Origin of the sequence: Streptomyces sp. NPDC015345 (genome assembly GCF_043078805.1) — a bacterium.
Lineage (GTDB): Bacteria > Actinomycetota > Actinomycetes > Streptomycetales > Streptomycetaceae > Streptomyces.
Window position 1 is genome coordinate 1,279,107 of the sequence record NZ_JBIBTX010000001.1, and the last position, 18,773, is coordinate 1,297,879.

The window sequence follows — 18,773 nt, forward strand, 5'->3', positions numbered from 1 at the left end:
GACAGGCCCTAGCGCCCGCCGCCCCCGGCCCGGGTCAGTGCCCGGAGGTCGCCTTCAGGCCGACCACGGCCACCAGCAGCAAGCAGACGAAGAAGATCCGCGCGGCGGTGACCGGCTCACCCAGGATCACCATGCCGAGCACCGCCGCACCCGCGGCACCGATGCCCACCCATACGCCGTACGCGGTACCGATGGGCAGCGACCTGGCGGCGTACGACAGCAGCAGCATGCTCGCGACGATGCCCGCGCCCGTGAACACACTGGGCCACAGCCGGGTGAATCCGTCGGTGTACTTCATTCCGATCGACCAGCCCACTTCGAGCAGACCGGCGACGATCAACAGAACCCAGGCCATGACAGCACCTCCGACGAGTAGGACACGCGCCGGGCGCGTGTCGCCTGATGGGGGTGCGTCGTCTTTGCGGAAACCCGGTACGGCGCGTCTCGTCGGGGTGCTTCCACCGTAGCAAAGGCATGCGTAAGGGGCTGGTGACAGTGGTCACCAGCCCCTTGCCGAAGGTCCTTGGCGGGCCCGGCTACAGATACAGGCCCGTCGTGTCCTCGGAGCCCTCGAACCGGTCCGCGGCCACGGCGTGCAGATCGCGCTCGCGCATCAGGACGTACGCCACGCCCCGCACCTCGACCTCGGCGCGGTCCTCGGGGTCGTACAGCACCCGGTCGCCCGGCTCTACCGTGCGGACGTTCTGCCCGACGGCGACCACCTCGGCCCAGGCGAGCCTGCGGCCCACGGCCGCGGTCGCGGGGATCAGGATGCCGCCGCCGGAGCGCCGCTCGCCCTCACTGGTGTCCTGCCGCACGAGCACGCGGTCGTGCAGCATCCGGATGGGCAGCTTGTCGTCGTGGTGGGTCTTCTCGCTCACGCCACCGAACCTACCCGCACCGGCACGGTATGCGGCCCTCCGGGGGCAGGTATGCGGCCCTCCGGGTCAGCTGTCGCGGCGCCGCGAGGCCACCACGCACAGCCCGACGAGCCCCACGGCCACCAGGGCGACCGGGACGATCCGCTCGATACGGGGTGAACCGTCCTCCGCGACGAACCGGCCCTTCACGTCCGAGACGAATCGGTTCGCCCCGACGTACGCCCGGCCCAGTGAGTTGTCCACACTGGAGACGACCTTCGCCTTCGCGTCCCCGACGATCGTCTTCGGGTGGACGCGCACCCCGATCTCGTCGAGGGTCTCGGCCAGCTGGTCGCGCCGGCGCTTGATGTCCGCCTCGATCTGCGCAGGGGTCCTGGCATCCGACACCGCGCTGCCTCCAGGTCGTATCGATGATGTGGACGTGATCCGTGACCACAGTCTGTCAGCTTCACGCGCGCCGCACCCCACGGCACCCCTATTACGCTCGACTCCGTCACCACACCTTTTACAGATGCCCACCGCGAGGAGACCGAAGATGAGCGAGCGACTTCAGCCCGGCGACACCGCCCCCGCCTTCACCCTGCCCGACGCCGACGGCAAGGACGTCTCGCTGGCCGACCACAAGGGCCGCAAGGTCATCGTCTACTTCTACCCGGCCGCCCTCACCCCCGGCTGCACCAAGCAGGCCTGCGACTTCACCGACAACCTCGACGTCCTCGCCGCGGCCGGATACGACGTCATCGGCGTGTCGCCGGACAAGCCGGAGAAGCTCGCGAAGTTCCGCGAGCAGGAGAACCTCAAGGTCACGCTGGTCGGCGACCCCTCCAAGGAGACCCTGGAGGCCTACGGCGCCTTCGGCGAGAAGAAGCTCTACGGCAAGACGGTGACCGGCGTCATCCGCTCCACCGTCGTCGTCGACGAACAGGGCAAGGTCGAGCACGCCTTCTACAACGTGAAGGCGACCGGCCACGTCGCCAAGATCATCAGGGACCTCGGCGTCTGACCGACGGCTCCCCCGGTCCCGACACCGGCCCAAACTGTGACAAAGCCCCCCTCGCAGGGGGCTTTCGTTTGCATCGGCTATGACCGAGCAAGTGAGCCGGAGGGGATTTTCGGGGGAGCACGTCCGAAGAACGAAAGGAACCACTCCATGGCGGCCCACGACGAGACCGCGGCCGATACCGAGGCGATCAGACGCCACCGCACACTGTTCCGGGCCGCCAAACGGCGCAAGAACCCGCCGCTGCGCCGCACCGACATCACGGTCACGGACGAAGCCGCGGTCAAGCGGGCGGTCAAGGCCGCCTCGCTCGGCAACGCCATGGAGTGGTTCGACTTCGGCATCTACAGCTACCTCGCCGTCACCATCGGCCACGTCTTCTTCCCTTCCGGGAACGATACGGTCCAGCTGATCTCCTCCTTCGCGACCTTCGCGGTCTCCTTCCTGGTCCGGCCCATCGGCGGCATGGTGTTCGGCCCGATGGGCGACAAGATCGGCCGCAAGAAGGTCCTCGCCCTCACGATGATCATGATGGCCATCGGCACGCTCGCCATCGGCCTGATCCCGTCCTACGCCACGATCGGCTTCTGGGCCCCGGTCCTGCTGATCTTCTTCCGCCTCGTCCAGGGCTTCTCCACGGGCGGTGAGTACGGCGGCGCGTCCACCTTCATCGCCGAGTACGCCCCCGACAAGCGCCGCGGCTACTTCGGCAGCTTCCTGGAGCTCGGCACCCTGGCCGGCTACACCGGCGCCGCCGGCCTGGTCCTGATCCTCAATACCGCGCTCGGCCCGGACACCATGGAGTCGTGGGGCTGGCGCGTGCCGTTCCTGGTCGCGGGCCCGCTGGGCCTCGTCGGCCTCTACCTGCGCCTCAAACTCGACGAGACGCCCGCCTTCCAGAAGCTGGAGGACGCCAGCTTCCACTCGGCGTCCGAAGGCGCCTCCACCGTGGAGACCACGGCCAAGGGCGACCTGGCGAAGATCTTCCGGCGGCACTGGCCGACGCTGATCCTCTGCGTCGCGCTCGTCGGCGCGTACAACGTCACCGACTACATGCTGCTGTCGTACATGCCGACGTACCTCTCCGACGAGCTCGGCTACGACGACTCCCACGGCCTGCTGATCCTCATCGGCACGATGATCGTCCTGATGCTGATCATGAGCCAGGTCGGCAGGCTCTCCGACCGCTTCGGCCGCAAGCCGCTGCTGATGACGGGAATGCTGGGCTTCCTGTTCCTCTCCCTCCCGTCCTTCCTCCTCATCAAGCAGGGCAGCCTGCTCGCGGTCTCGGGCGGCATGCTCCTGCTCGGCCTCTCCCTGGTCTGCCTCCTCGGCACGATGTCGGCGACGCTCCCGGCCCTCTTCCCCACCTCGGTCCGCTACGGCTCCCTCTCCGTGGGCTACAACCTCTCCGCCTCCCTCTTCGGCGGCACGGCTCCCCTGGTGATCACATCCCTGATCAGCGTCACGGGTACGGACATGGTCCCGGCGTACTACTCGATGGCGGCGGCGGTCGTCGGCGTCATCGCGGTGGCCTGCATGAAGGAAACGGCCCAGAAGCCGCTGTCGGGCTCACCGCCGTCGGTGGAGACGAAGGAGGAGGCGGCGGAACTGGTGGAGGCCCAGGCAACGGCCCCGCGGTTCTGACCCTCCCCGCCCCCCGCCCCGGAATGGCCCGCCCCAGCACCAAGTGGGGCGGGCCATTCCGCATTCCGGGCGTGACGGTCCGATTTTCGGTTCGTTAGGCCGTACGGGGCTGCGAACGTGCGGTCGGATGCGGAGGGGAAGATGCCGGTCAGTCCGTACACCAGGGAACGCCTGGAGGAGGCGACGAAGTCGTCGCGGACATTCTCCGAGGCACTCGGCAAGCTGGGAGTGGATCCGAAGAGTCCGACGCGGAGGTACGTGCGTGAACGGATGCGGAGGCTGGGAGTCGATACGTCGCATTTCCAGCGGGAGGCGACTCGGTGGACCAAGGAGCTTCTGGAAACAGCGGTAGCCGCGTCGAGCAGCGTGAACGACGTGCTGCGGTACCTGGGAGTCGAGGTCGTGGGCGGTCATCACACGCACATCAGCCGTCGCATCAAGGCATACGGAATCGATACATCGCACTTTCAGCAGCCGTCCCGGCACGGCATCCCCAAGCAGCGCCGCACACCCGACCAGCTCCTGGTCGAGCAGGACCCGGCGGGCGCCCGGCGTGTCCACAGCGACCGGCTCAGGCAGGCCATGGCCGAACTCGGCGTCGCAGAGCGGTGCGCGATGTGCGGGACGGAACCACTGTGGCGAGGACATCCCCTGCCACTGGAGGTCGACCACATCGATGGCAACTGGCGCAACAACAGGGTCGAGAACCTGCGGCTCCTGTGCCCCAACTGCCACTCGACCACCGACACTTACCGTGGCCGCGGCAAGGGCCGTCAGTCGTGAACGAGCCGGTCCGCTACACGCGGGAGCTGCTGGCAGCGGCCGCGAAGAACTGCTCGACCATGGAGGAGGTCATCGCGTTCGTGGGGGCGCGCCCATACCGGGGTCTGCGCCGCCACCTGTTCAAACGGTTCGACGACTATGGCATCGATGTCTCCCATATGCCGCGCCGTCAAAGAGGCGGGCCATATCCCAAGCCGGCTTCAGACGAGCTGCGGCGGGCCGTTGCCCAGAGCTCGTCGATTGCGCAGACCCTGCGCGCTCTGGGAAGGCCGGACACCAGTCGACGGCGAGCCCTGCTGCCTCAATGGGTCGCGGAGGACGGGCTCGACACATCCCACTTCCTCGGCCAGGCCCACCAGCGGGGCAGGCCAGGGCCGACGCCTGTGAAGACAGCCGCGGATGTACTCGTCAAGCACAGCGGGGCACGCCGCACCAGGACCAACCTGCTGCGTCGAGCCCTGCGCGAGGTCGGCGTCCCCGAGGTCTGCGACGGGTGCGGATCCCCGCCCGAATGGAACGGACGGCCCATGACCCTGGAGATCGACCACATCAACGGCGACTGGAGCGACGACCGGCGCGAGAATCTGCGGCTGTTATGCCCCAACTGCCATGCCATCACCGACACCTGGTGCAGGGGTGGAAACCGGCGCCGCCCGTAGTGCAGTACAGGGACATCGGTACCATGGGCAGGTACGCGGCCGTTGCTGAATGGTATAAGCAGAGGTTTTAGGTGCCTCGGGGCATTTGCCCATGTGGGTTCGACTCCCATCGGCCGCACATGACAAAGGGGCCGTCCGCTGCGGACGGCCCCTTTGCGTTCCTCAGCCCAACAACTCCCGCACCACCGGCACCAACCCCCGGAACGCCTTGCCGCGATGGCTGATCGCGTTCTTCTCCTCCGCCGTCAGTTCCGCGCACGTGCGCGTCTCGCCCTCCGGTTGGAGGATCGGGTCGTAGCCGAAGCCGCCCGAGCCCGACGGGGCAGCGCGCAGGGTGCCGCGCAGTTGGCCCTCCACCACCCGTTCCGTGCCGTCCGGCAGGGCCAGGGCCGCCGCGCAGGCGAAGTGGGCGGCGCGGTGTTCCGGGGCGATGTCGGACAGCTGGGCCAGGAGGAGGGACAGGTTCGCGGTGTCGTCTCCGTGGCGGCCCGCCCAGCGGGCGGAGAAGATGCCGGGGGCGCCGCCGAGGACGTCGACGCAGAGGCCGGAGTCGTCGGCCACGGCGGGCAGACCCGTGGCCTGGGCGAGGGCGTGCGCCTTGAGCAGGGCGTTCTCGGCGAAGGTGACGCCGGTTTCCTTGACGTCGGGGATCTCGGGGTAGGCGTCCGCGCCGACGAGCTCATGGGTGAGGCCTGCGTCGGCGAGGATCGCCCTCAGTTCCGTGATCTTGCCGTTGTTGCGGGTGGCGAGGATGAGGCGGGTCATGCCCCCAGTATCCAAGTAGGCATCCAGGAGGCACGGCGGGTCCGCTACGGCGTGCAGACCTTCGTCAGTTCGCCCGCCGCGTCGGTGACGGGACCCACGTCAGGGGTGCCGTCACCGCTCTTGATGGCCTCGCGGACGTTGTCGACGGCCTTGTCGAGGTCGTCGACCGCCTTGTTCACGTCGGTGTCGTCGGTCTTGTCGCTGATCTTGTCGAGGTTCTTGCCGATGTCGTCGAGGGCCCGGTCGGCCTCGGCGGGGTTGTCGGCGGCGTTCTCGACGGCCTGCTGGAGGTCGGTGACGCTGTCGGCGATGGTGTCGGCGGTCTGGACGCAGTCCAGGGCCTTTTCGACGGCGCTGCAGCCGACGAGGCCGACACCGGCCGGTACGGCGATCAGTACGGCGGCGACGGTGGTGGCGATACGACGGTGGCGCGCGGCCATGGTTCGGTCCCTCCCCAAGGTGCGTACGGGCGCACGGTGGTGCCCGTGCGCCCGTACTCGTGACTACTTGTAACAACGCCCGTCAGGGGGTCGTTGGTTGCGTGCGCGGCGAAGGTCACCGCCGCGTGATCGTCACCGTGTCGCTTCGAGCGCCTCGCGCTGGAGGGCGGCGAGGTCCTCGCAGCCGCCGACGGCGAGGTCGAGGAGCGCGTTGAGCTCCTTGCGGTCGAAGGGCTCGGCCTCGGCGGTGCCCTGGACCTCGACGAAGCGGCCGTCGCCGGTGCAGACGACGTTCATGTCGGTCTCGGCCCGCACGTCCTCCTCGTAGCAGAGGTCGAGGAGGGGGACGCCGCCGACGATGCCGACGGAGACGGCCGAGACGGTGTCGGTGAGGGGCTTGCGGCCTGCCTTGACGAGCTTCTTGCCCTGGGCCCAGGCGACGGCGTCGGCGAGGGCGACGTAGGCGCCGGTGATGGCGGCGGTGCGGGTGCCGCCGTCGGCCTGGAGGACGTCGCAGTCGAGGACGATGGTGTTCTCGCCGAGTGACTTGTAGTCGATGACGGCGCGCAGGCTGCGGCCGATGAGGCGGGAGATCTCGTGGGTGCGGCCGCCGATCTTGCCGCGGACGGCTTCGCGGTCGCCGCGGGTGTTGGTGGAGCGGGGCAGCATCGAGTACTCGGCGGTGACCCAGCCCTCGCCGCTGCCCTTGCGCCAGCGCGGGACGCCCTCGGTGACGGAGGCGGTGCAGAAGACTTTGGTGTCGCCGAAGGAGATGAGGACGGAGCCCTCGGCGTGCTTGCTCCAGCCGCGTTCGATGGTGATGGGGCGGAGTTGCTGGGGGGTGCGGCCGTCGATGCGGGGGGCGGGCGTAGAGGACATGGGCTGAGCCTATCGGGACATGGGTGAGGGCCTTCCCCGGTCAGGGGAAGGCCCTCGTCCGTGAAGCCGTGAAGCCGTGCGGCCCTGCGGCCGTGCGGTTCAGGAACTCACATCATGTCTTCGATGTCCGCGGCGATCGGGTCGGCGTCGGTGCCGATGACGACCTGGATCGCGGTGCCCATCTTGACGACGCCGTGGGCGCCGGCGGCCTTCAGCGCGGCGTCGTCGACGAGGCTCGGGTCGTTGACCTCGGTGCGGAGGCGGGTGATGCAGCCCTCGACCTCTTCGATGTTGTCGATGCCGCCGAGCCCGGCGACGATCTTCTCAGCCTTGCTGGCCATGTGTTTCTCCCTGGTTCCAAAGGACGCGGCCCTCAGCGCGCCGCGGGTCCGCCATGTCACGTTAACGCACGGTTGGACCATCTTCGCGGGCGGTTACGGCACGCGTGCCCAATGATGACGATCAAGGTGTCGCCTCATGCCGGTTCCCGTCGAGGCGGCGCTCTCACCCGTTCTCAACTGGTCTACACCAGTTTTCGACGACCGCCAAACCAGGCCTGTCCCGGGAGGACGCCGATGAGTTCCGACGCTGCCGCGGCCCCGCGGAAGAAGCCAAGGAAGAAGTGGTGGAACGGCCTGTTCCAGGGCTTGCAGAAGATGGGCCGCAGCCTCCAGCTCCCCATCGCGGTCCTGCCGGCCGCCGGCATCCTCAACCGTCTCGGCCAGCCGGACGTCTTCGGCGACGACGGGCTCGGCTGGACGAACGTCGCCAAGGTCTTCGCGGCGGCGGGCGGTTCCCTGCTCGACTCCTCGCTCGGCCTGCCGCTGCTGTTCTGCATCGGCGTCGCGATCGGCATGGCGAAGAAGTCGGACGGCTCCACGGCGCTCGCCGCGGTCGCGGGCTTCCTCGTCTACTACGCGGTGCTCCGCGCCTTCCCCGACGACTGCCCCACCGACACCACCTTCTCCGCCGCCGGGATGTGGGGCGGCGTCTGCGTCGCGGAGGACGGGACGGTCGCGCAGGCGGCGTACCAGAATCCCGGGGTGTTCGGCGGCATCGTGATGGGGCTGCTGGCCGCGTGGTTCTGGCAGCGCTACCACCGCGTGAAGCTGGTCGACTGGCTCGGCTTCTTCAACGGCCGCCGCTTGGTGCCGATCATCATGGCCTTCGTCGGGCTGGTCTTCGCGGGCCTGTGCGTCTGGATCTGGCCGCCGATCGGTGACGCGCTGACGAGCTTCTCGAAGTGGCTGGTGGATCTGGGCTGGCTGGGCTCCGGCATCTTCGGCGTCGCGAACCGCGCGCTGCTCACGGTCGGCCTGCACCAGTTCCTGAATACGTTCGTGTGGTTCCAGTTCGGTGACTACACGAAGCCGGACGGCACGATGGTGCACGGTGACATCAACCGGTTCCTCGCGGGTGACCCGTCCGCGGGCCAGTTCACCTCGGGGTTCTTCCCGATCATGATGTTCGCGCTGCCGGCGGCGGCGCTGGCGATCACGCACTGCGCGCGGCCGGAGCGGCGCAAGGTGGTCGGCGGCATGATGCTGTCGGTCGGTCTGACGTCGTTCGTCACGGGCATCACCGAGCCGATCGAGTACTCGTTCCTCTTCATCGCCCCGCTGCTGTACGCGCTGCACGCGGTGCTCACCGGTGTCTCGATGGCGGTGACGTGGGCGCTGGGCGTGAAGGACGGCTTCAGCTTCTCGGCGGGGCTGATCGACTACGTCATCAACTGGAGCCTGGCGACGAAGCCGTGGCTGATCCTGCTGATCGGTCTGGGCTTCGGGGTCGTGTACTACTTCGTGTTCCGCTTCGTGATCGTGAAGTTCGATCTGGCGACGCCGGGGCGGGAGCCGGAGGAGGAGGCGGAGGCGTTGGACCGGGAGCAGACGAAGGCGTGACTCCGCGGCACGGGTAGCGCCCGGGCCCCTCCGCAAGGCCCTCGGACCTCGGGTCCGGGGGCCTTTCGTCGGCCTTTTCCGGATATGGCCCAGCACACAGGAATCACAGGTTCCTTATGTCACCTTCACCGTGCTACAACAGGTCTACACCAGTGAGTGGTGTAGACCACCTGGATGCTGTCCACCCCCAACTGTCCCCGACAGCACCCGCACATGGAGGAAGACATGAGTACGGCCACCGCCAAGGCGGCGCCCGCGAAGAAGCGGGGCTCCGGCCTGTTCCAGGGCTTGCAGAAGGTGGGCCGCAGTCTCCAGCTGCCCATCGCCGTCCTGCCCGCCGCCGGCATCATGGTGCGGCTCGGTCAGGATGACGTCTTCGGCAAGGACGGCCTCGGCTGGGACAAGGTCGCCGCGGTCTTCAACAACGCCGGCGGTGCGATCACCGGCTCGCTGCCGCTCCTCTTCTGCATCGGTGTGGCCATCGGCTTCGCCAAGAAGGCGGACGGCTCCACCGCGCTCGCCGCCGTCGTCGGCTTCCTCGTCTACAGCAAGGTACTCGAGGCCTTCCCGGTCACCGAAGCGGTGGTCAAGAAGGGCGAGGACGCTCCGGCCGTCTACAACAATCCAGGTGTCCTCGGCGGCATCATCATGGGCCTGCTGGCCGCGATGCTGTGGCAGAAGTACCACCGCACCAAGCTGGTCGACTGGCTCGGCTTCTTCAACGGCCGCCGTCTCGTCCCGATCATCATGGCCTTCGTCGGCATCCTCGTCGGCGTCTTCTTCGGTCTGGTCTGGGAGCCCATCGGTCACGGCATCGAGAACTTCGCCGAGTGGATGACCGGTCTCGGCGCCGGTGGCTCCGCGCTCTTCGGCGGCATCAACCGCGCGCTGATCCCGATCGGCATGCACCAGTTCGTCAACACCATCGCCTGGTTCCAGCTCGGCTCCTTCAACGACGGCGGCGAGATCGTCCACGGCGACATCGCCCGCTTCCTGGCCGGTGACCCGTCCGCCGGTATGTACATGTCGGGCTTCTTCCCGATCATGATGTTCGGCCTCCCGGCCGCCGCGATCGCCATCGCCCACTGCGCGCGCCCCGAGCGCCGCAAGGTCGTGATGGGCATGATGATCTCGCTGGCGCTGACGTCGTTCGTGACCGGTGTGACCGAGCCGATCGAGTTCACCTTCATGTTCATCGCCCCGGTCCTCTACGCGCTCCACATCGTGCTGACGGCCGTCTCGATGGCGGTGACCTGGGCGCTCGGGGTGCACGCCGGCTTCAACTTCTCCGCCGGCTTCATCGACTACGCGCTGAACTGGAGCCTCGCGACCAAGCCGTGGCTGATCATCCCGATCGGTCTGGTCTTCGCGGCGCTGTACTACTTCGTCTTCCGGTTCGCGATCCTCAAGTTCAACCTCACCACCCCGGGCCGTGAGCCCGAGGAGGAGATCGAGGACCTCACCAAGGCGTAGCCCTCACCCCGCTCACGTCGAAGGCCCCGGAACCGGTTCGGTTCCGGGGCCTTCGTCGTGCGTCGGCGGGATCAGACCTCGTACGTCACTCCAGCCGCCGCCAGGTCCGCCGGCCCCCCGTACACCGCCCGCGCGTCCGCGAGGTTCACCCGCGGGTCCGTCCACGGCGGGATGTGCGTGAGCAGCAACCTTCCTGCACCGGCGCGCTGCGCGCACTCGCCCGCCTCACGGCCGTTCAGGTGCAGGTCGGGGATGTTCTCCTTGCCGTGTGTGAACGCCGCCTCGCACAGGAACAGGTCCGTCCCCGCGGCGAGTTCGTCCAGGCTGTCGCAGCTGCCGGTGTCGCCGGAGTACGTGAGGGACCTGCCGCCGTGCTCGACGCGGATGGCGTACGCCTCGACGGGGTGGCGCACCTTCTCCGTACGCACCGAGAACGGGCCGATCTCGAACGACGCCGGCTTGACCGTGTGGAAGTCGAAGACCTCGCTCATCGAGGAGGCCGATGGCGTGTCGGCGTACGCGGTGGTGAGCCGCTGCTCGGTGCCCTCGGGGCCGAAGACCGGGATGGGTGCGCAGCGGCCGCCCTCGTGCCGGTAGTAGCGCGCCACGAAGTACGCGCACATGTCGATGCAGTGATCGGCGTGCAGATGGCTGAGGAAGATCGCGTCGAGGTCGTACAGACCGATGTGGCGCTGCAACTCGCCGAGGGCGCCATTACCCATGTCGAGCAGCAACCGGAAGCCGTCGGCCTCGACGAGGTAGCTCGAACAGGCCGACTCCGCGGACGGAAACGACCCCGAGCAGCCGACGACGGTGAGCTTCATGAAGCTGGAACCTCCGCGCTGGCGAAAGAGCTGGGGGGTGGGTGTGCGGTCCGTCGAGCGTAAGGCGCAAAAGGCCTGGTCGCTCCTCCGTCACGGGCCGTTGTGGGGGAACTCACCTGCGCTGTCACCGGTTCGGGGGGCGTGCGGGGCGGGCGTGCGGGCCGGGGGTTCAGTGGCGGGCGGTACGGGTGGCGCACCGGTACCGTCGTGCGTATGGACACGTCCTGGTGGCTCGCGCTGGCCGCCGTGGTGGTACTCGCGCTGGTCGTCGCGCTGGTGGACGGCTGGGGGCGCGGGCCCCGGCGGCCCGGCACCCGTCCGCCGGGCGCCCCGCCCGGGAAGCGGCCGCCGCGGGGGCCCCGGCGGCGGCTTCCCGTCCCGCGGCCCGCGGAGATCTGGTGGGCGCGGGTGCCTTATGAGGACGGGCCCGGCGGCAAGGACCGGCCGTGCCTGGTCCTGTCGGTGCGCGGGGAGCGGGCGCGCGTCGCGAAGATCACCAGCAAGTACCACGAGGAGCGGGCGGGCGTGATTCCGCTGCCGCCGGGCGCGGTCGGTGACGCGCATGGCCGTCCCAGCTTCCTGGAGACCGATGAGCTGCGGGACGTACCGCTGTGGGAGTTCCGGCGCAGGGCCGGGGTGGTGGATCCGGTGCTGTGGGACCAGGTGAAGTATCTGGCGGGGTGAGCGTCGCCGGGCGGCCTCGGCCGCCGCTGCCCGGGTCGGGGAACGCCGCTGCCCGGGTCGGGGAACCGGCCCGGGCAGCGGTCTTCGCGCGGCGGCTAGGGCCTGTCTGACAATTCGCGTCGCGTCGCCCGGAGGGCAGGCGGGCATGGTCAGACAGGCCCTAGGCCCAGAGCTGGCCCTGGAGTGTCTCGATGGCCGCCTCGGTGGTCGGGGCGGTGTAGACGCCGGTCGACAGGTACTTCCAGCCGCCGTCGGCGACGACGAAGACGATGTCGGCCTGCTCGCCCGCCGCCACCGCCTTCTTGCCGACGCCGATCGCGGCGTGCAGCGCGGCGCCGGTGGAGACGCCCGCGAAGATGCCCTCCTCCTTGAGCAGTTCCCGGGTGCGGGTCACCGCGTCGGCCGAGCCGACGGAGAAGCGGCTGGTCAGGACGGAGGCGTCGTACAGCTCGGGGACGAAGCCCTCGTCGAGGTTGCGCAGGCCGTAGACGAGGTCGTCGTAGCGCGGCTCGGCGGCGATGATCTTGATGTCCGGCTTCTGTTCGCGCAGGTAGCGGCCGACGCCCATGAGGGTGCCGGTGGTGCCGAGGCCCGCCACGAAGTGGGTGACGGAGGGCAGGTCCGTGAGGATCTCCGGGCCCGTCGTGGCGTAGTGGGCGCCCGCGTTGTCGGGGTTGCCGTACTGGTAGAGCATCACCCAGTCCGGGTGCTCCGCGGCCAGTTCCTTGGCGACGCGGACGGCGGTGTTAGAGCCGCCTGCCGCCGGGGAGGAGATGATCTCGGCGCCCCACATGGCGAGCAGGTCGCGCCGCTCCTGGGAGGTGTTCTCCGGCATGACGCACACGATGCGGTAGCCCTTGAGCTTGGCCGCCATGGCGAGCGAGATGCCGGTGTTGCCGGAGGTCGGCTCCAGGATCGTGCAGCCGGGCGTCAGCCGGCCGTCCTTCTCGGCCTGTTCGACCATGTGCAGCGCCGGCCGGTCCTTGATGGAGCCGGTCGGGTTGCGGTCCTCCAGCTTGGCCCAGATGCGGACCTGGTCGGAGGGGGACAGGCGCGGCAGGCGGACGAGCGGCGTGTTGCCGACGGCGGCGAGCGGGGAGTCGTAGCGAGGCATCCGGGATCGGGCCTAGACCATGCCGCCGGCGACGGCCGGCAGGATCGTGACGCTGTCGCCGTCGTTGAGCTTCGTGGAGATGCCGTCGAGGAAGCGGACGTCCTCGTCGTTGAGGTACACGTTCACGAAGCGGCGCAGCTTGTCGCCGTCCACGATGCGCTCGGCGATTCCCGCGTGCCGCGAGTCGAGGTCGCCGAAGAGCTCGGCGAGGGTGTCGCCGCTGCCCTGGACGGCCTTCTCGCCGTCGGTGTAGCTGCGGAGGATGGTGGGGATGCGGACCTCGATGGCCATGGCTGAGGGCTCCTGTCGGGAGAGTTCAGGTGAAGGGGCGCGCGGCGGTCCGGTCGTTGTCGTGCACCGGTGTGCGCGGTCGTACGCGGTTGAGGCGCCGCGGCCCGTTTCCGGCCGTACGGCGGCAGGGGTCAGCGCGAACAGATGGCGCTGTTGAGCCTGCACAGGTCGACGTGCAGACGCGCCACGAGCAGCATGCCCGGCATCTTGTCGCTCACGTCGTGGGAAACCATGCGCTCATCGTATCGATTCCCGGTCCGGGTTCTGGAATGTGATCTCACATGATGGATGGTTTCCGTCCACCGGCTGGATGTCGGCTGATGTCGGACGGCTGTCACCTGGGCGCGGGGAGGTAGGTGACCGTCGGCGACCCGGTCGCGGGGTGCACCGCTACCTCCGCCGTCACGCCGTACACCTCGGCGAGGAGATCGCTGGTCAGGATCTCCTCGGGGGTGCCGGAGGCGATCAGCGTGCCGGCGCGCAGGACGTGCAGGCGGTCGCAGTAGTACGCCGCGAGGTTCAGGTCGTGCAGGGCGAGGAGATTGGTCGTGCCGAGGCCGCCGACCAGGCCGAGGATCTCCAGCTGGTAGCGGATGTCGAGGTGGTTGGTCGGCTCGTCGAGAACGAGGACCGTGGGTCGCTGCACCAACGCGCGTGCCACCAGGGCGCGTTGGCGTTCGCCGCCGGAGAGCGCGGCGAAGGAGCGGTCGGCGACGGCCTCGGCGCCGACGCGCGCCAGGGCGGCCCCCACCAGCTCCTCGTCCCGCGCGGTGTCCCCCTCCCAGAAGCGTTTGTGCGGGGAGCGGCCCATCGCGACGACCTGCCGCACGGTGAGATCGAAGCCCGCCTGGCCGTCCTGCGGCACGGTGGCGACGCGCCGCGAGCGGGCCTTGGCGCCGAGCGCCGTCAGGTCGTCCCCGTCGAGCAGGACGCGGCCCGCGGTCGGGGTGAGCGCGCCGTACACGCAGCGCAGCAGGGTCGTCTTGCCGCTGCCGTTGGGCCCCACGATGCCGACCGTCTCGCCGTCGGCGACGGTCAGTGAGACGCCGTCGAGCAGACGGGCGCCGCCGGGGGTGGTGTAGCCGAGGTTCTCGGTGCGCAGCTTCACGCGGGCGCCCCTTCGTGCGTACGGCTCCTGTGCAGCAGCCACAGGAAGAACGGGCCGCCGGTGAGGGCGGTGAGGACGCCGACCGGGATGTCCTGGGGCGCCGCGAGCGTGCGTGCGGCGAGGTCGGCGGCGACCAGGAAGACCGCACCCATCAGCGCCACCACCGGGAGCAGGGTGCGGTGGGCGGCGCCGACCAGCATGCGGGCGGCGTGCGGCACCATCAGGCCGACGAAGCCGATGGCCCCGCTGTACGCGACGAGGACGCCGGTCAGGAGCGAGGCGAGGACGAAGACGGCGGCGCGGAAGCGGGCGGTGTCCAGGCCGAGGACGGTGGCGCCCTCCTCGCCGACGAGCAGCAGGTCCAGCGGGCGGGCCAGCGCCACCAGGAAGGCGGTGCCCACGGCCAGGACGGCGCAGGGCAGGGCGAGCATGTCCCAGCGGGCGCCGCCGAGGCCGCCGAGCGTCCAGTACAGGACTTCCTTGAGGTGGTCGGCGCTGTCGGCGGTGACGAGGATGAGGCTGGTCAGGGCGGTGAGCACGTACGAGACGGCGACGCCGGCGAGGATCAGCCGCCCGGTGGCGAAGCCTCCGCCACCGCTTCGGGCCAGGGCGTAGACGAGGACGAGCGCGAGCAGCGCGCCCGCGAAGGAGGCCGCGGGGATGGTGACGGCGGTGCTGAGGGCGGCGCCCAGGCCGAAGACACCGCCGAGGACGATCGCGCTGACGGCGCCGACGGAGGCGCCCGAGGAGACGCCGAGGAGGAAGGGGTCGGCGAGGGGGTTGCGTACCAGTGCCTGGAGGACGGTGCCGATGACCGCGAGGCCGGCGCCGACGGCCGCGCCGAGCAGGACTCGGGGCAGGCGGACGTCCAGCACGATCGTGCGGAACGGAGAGGGTTCCGCACCGCCGGTGAGGATGTCCAGGACCTGGCTCGGCGGGATGCGTACGGAGCCCAGGGCGAGGCCGGCGACGGTCGCTGCCGCGAGGGCCGCGGTGAGTGCCGTCAGGATCAAGAGGCGCCGCCCCTTCGACCCCCGCCGATCGCCCTCCGGGCTCGTCCTCAAACGCCGGACGGGCTGGGATGTGCCGCCCCCGGGCCGGATCTCCAGGGCGCTCACAGCTGGCCCGCCAGCTTCCTCACCGCCTCCGGCGCTCGTACCCCCGTGACCACGTCCGACAGCCGCAGCACCGCGAAGCGCTCGTGCTTGACGGCGGGGACGTCCGCGAGGGCCGGGTCGTCGAGGAGGCGCTTCTTCTTCTGGGCGACGGTCGTGGCGCCGTAGTCGAGGATGAGGATGGCCTCGGGGCGGCGCTCGACGACCTTCTCCCAGGACGCGTCGCTGAAGGCCTTGTCGACGTCGGCGAAGACGTTGCGGCCGCCCGCCCGCTCGATGATGTCGTTGCCGATGCCGCGGCCGCCCGCCGTGAACGCGGTCTTGTCACCGCTGTCGTAGACGAAGACGGAGACCGGCTTCCCGCTCTGCGAATTCTTCGAGTTCTGCGAGTTCTTCGACTTCTTCGCGGTGGCGGCCAGTTCGCGCTTCGCCCCGCTCACCCACTTCTCGGCGCGCTCACGCACCCCGAAGGTGGCACCGACCTCCCGCACCTCGCGGTACACGTCGTCCATGGTGACCGCCCGCTTCGCGCAGCCCTCGACGTTGAGGCGGCTCTTGATCCCGGACTTGGCGAGCGCGGAGCGGCTGCGGCCGTCGCCGGCGAGGAAGGCGCTGGCGTAGCCGCCGTAGACGAAGTCGGGGTCGGCGGAGAGCAGCTTCTCGTAGGAGGGGTACTCCTCGGCGAGCACGGGGAGGGATTCGTACGCCTTCTCGTACTTCGGCAGGACCTTGTCGTCGAGGTAGGCGGTGCCCGCCAGGCGGTCCTTGAGGCCGAGTTCCAGCATCACTTCGGTGGCGTGCTGGTTCATGGTGACGGCGCGCTCGGGCGGTGCGTCGTACGTCGTCCTCACACCGCAGTTGGTGACGGTGTACGGGAAGCCGGGGGCCTTGGCGGCGGGCTTGCCCGAGCTGTCGCCGGACGAGGTGGAGCACGCGGCGAGCGGGACGAGCAGGGCCGCGGCGGTGAGCACGCGAAGGGCGCGGGACATGACGTACTGCCTCCTCCAGGGGATTTCCGCGTCCCCTGCGTTGCGTGGAGGAAGGCGGCAGGTCAGTACCTGACTCCCCCGCCGGGTGGGGGGCGGGGTCACAGTGGCGGGACCGTGCCGGGTTCGCACCGGCTTCCTGGGTCCTGCCGCCCTCGTGGGTAAAGATCAGTATGCCTGTACGACCTTTACCTCTTCCTCGGTGACCTCCCCGTCCACGATCCGGTACGAGCGGAACTGGAAGGGGCCCGCGTCGTCGGTGTCCGCGGTGGAGACCAGGACGTAGTGGGCGCCGGGTTCGTTGGCGTACGTGATGTCGGTGCGGGAGGGGTACGCCTCGGTCGCGGTGTGCGAGTGGTAGATGACCACGGGCTCCTCGTCGCGGTCGTCCATCTCGCGGTAGAGCTTGAGCAGGTCACCCGAGTCGAACTCGTAGAACGTGGGCGAGCGCGCGGCGTTGAGCATCGGGATGAAGCGCTCGGGGCGGCCGGTGCCCGCCGGACCCGCGACCACGCCGCACGCCTCGTCGGGGTGGTCCTGGCGCGCGTGCGCGACGATCTGGTCGTGGAGGGCCTGGGTGATGGTCAGCATGGCGCCAGGATAAGCAGAGGGCCCGCGCCGTACCGAAGTGTGGTACGGGCGGGCCCGAATGCTGGACAGAGGCCTTGGGGAGCCGGTCAGTCCTTGGAGAGGCGGTCGCCGGAGGCCTCCTCGCGGAGGCCGATCTTCCGCTTGTTGAAGGCCGCCGCCTGCGGGTTGCGGCTCTTGAGGACCAGGTAGGAGACGCCGAGGATCGCGGCCCAGACCGGAGCGGCGTACAGGGAGATCCGCGCGTCCTTGTCGACGCCCATCATCACGATGACCATGCCGATGAAGAGCAGCGCGAACCAGCTGGTGTACGGGGCGCCCGGGGCCCGGAAGGTGGACTGCGGCAGCTCGCCGCGGTCGGCCTTGCGGCGGTAGCGGATCTGGCAGGCCAGGATCATGATCCAGGCCCACATGCCGGAGATGGTCGCGAAGGAGACGACGTAGTTGAACGCCTCGCCCGGCCACTGGTAGTTGATCCAGACGCCGAACATCATGAACCCGGCGGAGACCGTGGTGCCGACCAGCGGCAGGCCGTTCTTGGTGAGCTTGGTGAAGAACTTCGGGCCCTGGCCGTTGAGCGCCAGGTCACGCAGCATGCGGCCGGTGGAGTACATGCCGGAGTTGCAGGAGGAGAGCGCGGCGGTGAGGACCACGAAGTTCACGATCGCGGCGCCGACGCCGAGACCCATCTCCTCGAAGGCGGCGACGAACGGCGAGACGCCGGGCTTGAAGGTGGTCCACGGGACGACCGACAGGATCATGATCAGCGCGCCGACGTAGAAGACGGCGATGCGCCACGGCACGGTGTTGATGGCCTTGGGCAGGACGGTCTTCGGGTCCTTGGACTCGCCCGCGGTGACACCGACCAGTTCGACGGCGAGGAAGGCGAACATCACGATCTGGAGCGTCATCAGCGTGGAGCCGATGCCGTTGGGGAAGAAACCGCCCTGGTTCCACAGGTGGGCCACGGTCGCGGTGTCACCGGCGTCGGAGAAGCCGATGGTGAGGATGCCGATACAGATCAGGATCATGCCGATGATGGCGGTGACCTTGACCATCGAGAACCAGAACTCCAGCTCGCCGAAGAGCTTCACGGAGATGAGGTTCGCGCCGTACAGGATGACCGTGAAGACGAGCGCGTACGCCCATTGTGGAACGGATCCGTGTGTCCAGTACTGCATGTACTGGGCGGCGGCGGTGACTTCGGTGATGCCGGTGACGACCCAGAAGAGCCAGTACGTCCAGCCGGTCACGAAGCCGAAGAACGGGCCCATGAATTCGCGCGCGTACTCCGAGAAGGAGCCCGACACGGGGCGGTACATGAGCAGCTCGCCGAGCGCCCGCATGATGAAGAAGATGACGAGGCCCGCGATGGCGTACGCCAGGATGAGGCTGGGGCCGGCCTTGTGGATGGCCTTGCCCGCGCCGAGGAACAGGCCGGTGCCGATGGCACCGCCGATCGCGATCATCTGGATCTGCCGGGCTCCCAGACCGCGCTGGTAGCCCTCGCCCTCGCCGGACGGGCCGCCCGCGGCCTGCACGGCACCATTGCCGTCGTGCCCGTCGTACTGCTCTTCGACCTGCACTGAGGTCATGGTGACGCCTTTCTCCATGTTGATCCGCGCCCGCGTATCG

23 protein-coding genes, 1 tRNA gene and 2 riboswitches are annotated in these 18,773 nt (G+C 69.2%); of the genes, 8 read left to right on the forward strand and 16 right to left on the reverse strand.

Going from position 1 to position 18,773, the window contains the following annotated elements; genetic code table 11:
- Positions 1–34 precede the first annotated feature (34 nt).
- The 3 genes from ACF062_RS05750 to ACF062_RS05760 form a co-directional block, all read right to left on the reverse strand.
- Positions 35–355, reverse strand: coding sequence for a multidrug efflux SMR transporter (locus tag ACF062_RS05750; RefSeq protein ID WP_127912809.1), 321 nt, complete (start codon positions 353–355; stop codon positions 35–37).
- Between the two features lie 52 nt (positions 356–407).
- Positions 408–473, reverse strand: a riboswitch (guanidine-III (ykkC-III) riboswitch).
- A 63-nt stretch (positions 474–536) separates the two neighbouring features.
- The gene (locus ACF062_RS05755; RefSeq protein WP_223774842.1) at positions 537–881 is read right to left on the reverse strand and encodes a co-chaperone GroES; all 345 of its coding nucleotides are present in this window, start codon (positions 879–881) and stop codon (positions 537–539) included.
- 66 nt (positions 882–947) lie between these two features.
- A complete protein-coding gene (locus ACF062_RS05760; RefSeq protein WP_356578692.1) occupies positions 948–1,268 on the reverse strand; it encodes a DUF3618 domain-containing protein in 321 nt (106 codons plus the stop codon).
- Between the two features lie 148 nt (positions 1,269–1,416).
- Here ACF062_RS05760 and bcp point away from each other — a divergent pair, with 148 nt between their 5' ends.
- The 5 genes from bcp to ACF062_RS05785 all read left to right on the forward strand — a co-directional run bounded on the left by bcp (position 1,417) and on the right by ACF062_RS05785 (position 5,088).
- Positions 1,417–1,884: a thioredoxin-dependent thiol peroxidase gene (gene bcp, locus ACF062_RS05765; protein WP_223774844.1), complete on the forward strand. Its 468-nt coding sequence runs from the start codon at positions 1,417–1,419 to the stop codon at positions 1,882–1,884.
- A 147-nt stretch (positions 1,885–2,031) separates the two neighbouring features.
- On the forward strand, positions 2,032–3,528 hold the full coding sequence (proP, locus tag ACF062_RS05770; protein WP_392136089.1) for a glycine betaine/L-proline transporter ProP: 1,497 nt from the start codon (positions 2,032–2,034) through the stop codon (positions 3,526–3,528).
- Between the two features lie 141 nt (positions 3,529–3,669).
- Positions 3,670–4,311 carry an HNH endonuclease signature motif containing protein gene (locus ACF062_RS05775; RefSeq protein WP_392136092.1) on the forward strand — a complete coding sequence of 214 codons (642 nt, stop codon included), beginning with the start codon at positions 3,670–3,672 and terminating at the stop codon, positions 4,309–4,311.
- Positions 4,308–4,970: an HNH endonuclease gene (locus ACF062_RS05780; protein WP_392136095.1), complete on the forward strand. Its 663-nt coding sequence runs from the start codon at positions 4,308–4,310 to the stop codon at positions 4,968–4,970. Before ACF062_RS05775 ends, ACF062_RS05780 begins: the two co-directional genes overlap by 4 nt.
- A gap of 35 nt (positions 4,971–5,005) precedes the next feature.
- Positions 5,006–5,088: transfer RNA gene (locus ACF062_RS05785), tRNA-Leu, on the forward strand.
- A gap of 44 nt (positions 5,089–5,132) precedes the next feature.
- On the opposite strand, the gene rdgB is transcribed toward ACF062_RS05785, so the two are convergent.
- The 4 genes from rdgB to ACF062_RS05805 all read right to left on the reverse strand — a co-directional run bounded on the left by rdgB (position 5,133) and on the right by ACF062_RS05805 (position 7,395).
- Positions 5,133–5,735 (reverse strand): RdgB/HAM1 family non-canonical purine NTP pyrophosphatase, encoded by a 603-nt coding sequence (gene rdgB, locus ACF062_RS05790; RefSeq protein WP_392136098.1) that lies wholly within the window; start codon positions 5,733–5,735, stop codon positions 5,133–5,135.
- A gap of 44 nt (positions 5,736–5,779) precedes the next feature.
- Complete coding sequence (locus tag ACF062_RS05795; RefSeq protein ID WP_223774847.1) at positions 5,780–6,175, reverse strand: hypothetical protein; 396 nt, start codon at positions 6,173–6,175, stop codon at positions 5,780–5,782.
- Between the two features lie 132 nt (positions 6,176–6,307).
- A complete protein-coding gene (gene rph, locus ACF062_RS05800; RefSeq protein ID WP_223774848.1) occupies positions 6,308–7,054 on the reverse strand; it encodes a ribonuclease PH in 747 nt (248 codons plus the stop codon).
- Between the two features lie 107 nt (positions 7,055–7,161).
- Positions 7,162–7,395 carry a glucose PTS transporter subunit EIIB gene (locus ACF062_RS05805; protein WP_160505264.1) on the reverse strand — a complete coding sequence of 78 codons (234 nt, stop codon included), beginning with the start codon at positions 7,393–7,395 and terminating at the stop codon, positions 7,162–7,164.
- Positions 7,396–7,629: 234 nt separating this feature from the next.
- On the opposite strand from ACF062_RS05805, the gene ACF062_RS05810 reads away from it, so the two are divergent.
- Positions 7,630–8,955: a PTS transporter subunit EIIC gene (locus ACF062_RS05810; protein ID WP_223774849.1), complete on the forward strand. Its 1,326-nt coding sequence runs from the start codon at positions 7,630–7,632 to the stop codon at positions 8,953–8,955.
- Between the two features lie 225 nt (positions 8,956–9,180).
- The gene (locus tag ACF062_RS05815; RefSeq protein WP_223774850.1) at positions 9,181–10,428 is read left to right on the forward strand and encodes a PTS transporter subunit EIIC; all 1,248 of its coding nucleotides are present in this window, start codon (positions 9,181–9,183) and stop codon (positions 10,426–10,428) included.
- 71 nt (positions 10,429–10,499) lie between these two features.
- Here the strand turns inward: ACF062_RS05815 and ACF062_RS05820 are convergent, their stop codons facing one another.
- Positions 10,500–11,252: an MBL fold metallo-hydrolase gene (locus ACF062_RS05820; protein WP_392136103.1), complete on the reverse strand. Its 753-nt coding sequence runs from the start codon at positions 11,250–11,252 to the stop codon at positions 10,500–10,502.
- Between the two features lie 213 nt (positions 11,253–11,465).
- Here ACF062_RS05820 and ACF062_RS05825 point away from each other — a divergent pair, with 213 nt between their 5' ends.
- Complete coding sequence (locus tag ACF062_RS05825; RefSeq protein WP_392136106.1) at positions 11,466–11,936, forward strand: type II toxin-antitoxin system PemK/MazF family toxin; 471 nt, start codon at positions 11,466–11,468, stop codon at positions 11,934–11,936.
- A 160-nt stretch (positions 11,937–12,096) separates the two neighbouring features.
- Here the strand turns inward: ACF062_RS05825 and ACF062_RS05830 are convergent, their stop codons facing one another.
- From ACF062_RS05830 to ACF062_RS05865, 8 genes are all read right to left on the reverse strand, one after another.
- Complete coding sequence (locus tag ACF062_RS05830) at positions 12,097–13,050, reverse strand: PLP-dependent cysteine synthase family protein (protein WP_392136109.1); 954 nt, start codon at positions 13,048–13,050, stop codon at positions 12,097–12,099.
- 12 nt (positions 13,051–13,062) lie between these two features.
- Positions 13,063–13,341, reverse strand: a complete 279-nt coding sequence (locus ACF062_RS05835; protein ID WP_392136112.1) for a MoaD/ThiS family protein — start codon at positions 13,339–13,341, stop codon at positions 13,063–13,065.
- 131 nt (positions 13,342–13,472) lie between these two features.
- Positions 13,473–13,574: a putative leader peptide gene (locus tag ACF062_RS05840; RefSeq protein WP_359639510.1), complete on the reverse strand. Its 102-nt coding sequence runs from the start codon at positions 13,572–13,574 to the stop codon at positions 13,473–13,475.
- A 101-nt stretch (positions 13,575–13,675) separates the two neighbouring features.
- Positions 13,676–14,449 carry an ABC transporter ATP-binding protein gene (locus ACF062_RS05845; RefSeq protein WP_392136115.1) on the reverse strand — a complete coding sequence of 258 codons (774 nt, stop codon included), beginning with the start codon at positions 14,447–14,449 and terminating at the stop codon, positions 13,676–13,678.
- The gene (locus tag ACF062_RS05850) at positions 14,446–15,456 is read right to left on the reverse strand and encodes a FecCD family ABC transporter permease (RefSeq protein WP_392136557.1); all 1,011 of its coding nucleotides are present in this window, start codon (positions 15,454–15,456) and stop codon (positions 14,446–14,448) included. Before ACF062_RS05850 ends, ACF062_RS05845 begins: the two co-directional genes overlap by 4 nt.
- A 107-nt stretch (positions 15,457–15,563) precedes the next feature.
- On the reverse strand, positions 15,564–16,553 hold the full coding sequence (locus tag ACF062_RS05855) for an ABC transporter substrate-binding protein (protein ID WP_392136118.1): 990 nt from the start codon (positions 16,551–16,553) through the stop codon (positions 15,564–15,566).
- 42 nt (positions 16,554–16,595) lie between these two features.
- Positions 16,596–16,746: riboswitch (cobalamin riboswitch) on the reverse strand.
- Positions 16,719–17,141, reverse strand: a complete 423-nt coding sequence (locus ACF062_RS05860) for a Mov34/MPN/PAD-1 family protein (protein WP_223774857.1) — start codon at positions 17,139–17,141, stop codon at positions 16,719–16,721. Its footprint overlaps the riboswitch before it by 28 nt.
- An 86-nt stretch (positions 17,142–17,227) precedes the next feature.
- Positions 17,228–18,733, reverse strand: a complete 1,506-nt coding sequence (locus ACF062_RS05865; RefSeq protein WP_392136122.1) for an amino acid permease — start codon at positions 18,731–18,733, stop codon at positions 17,228–17,230.
- Positions 18,734–18,773: the final 40 nt, after the last annotated feature.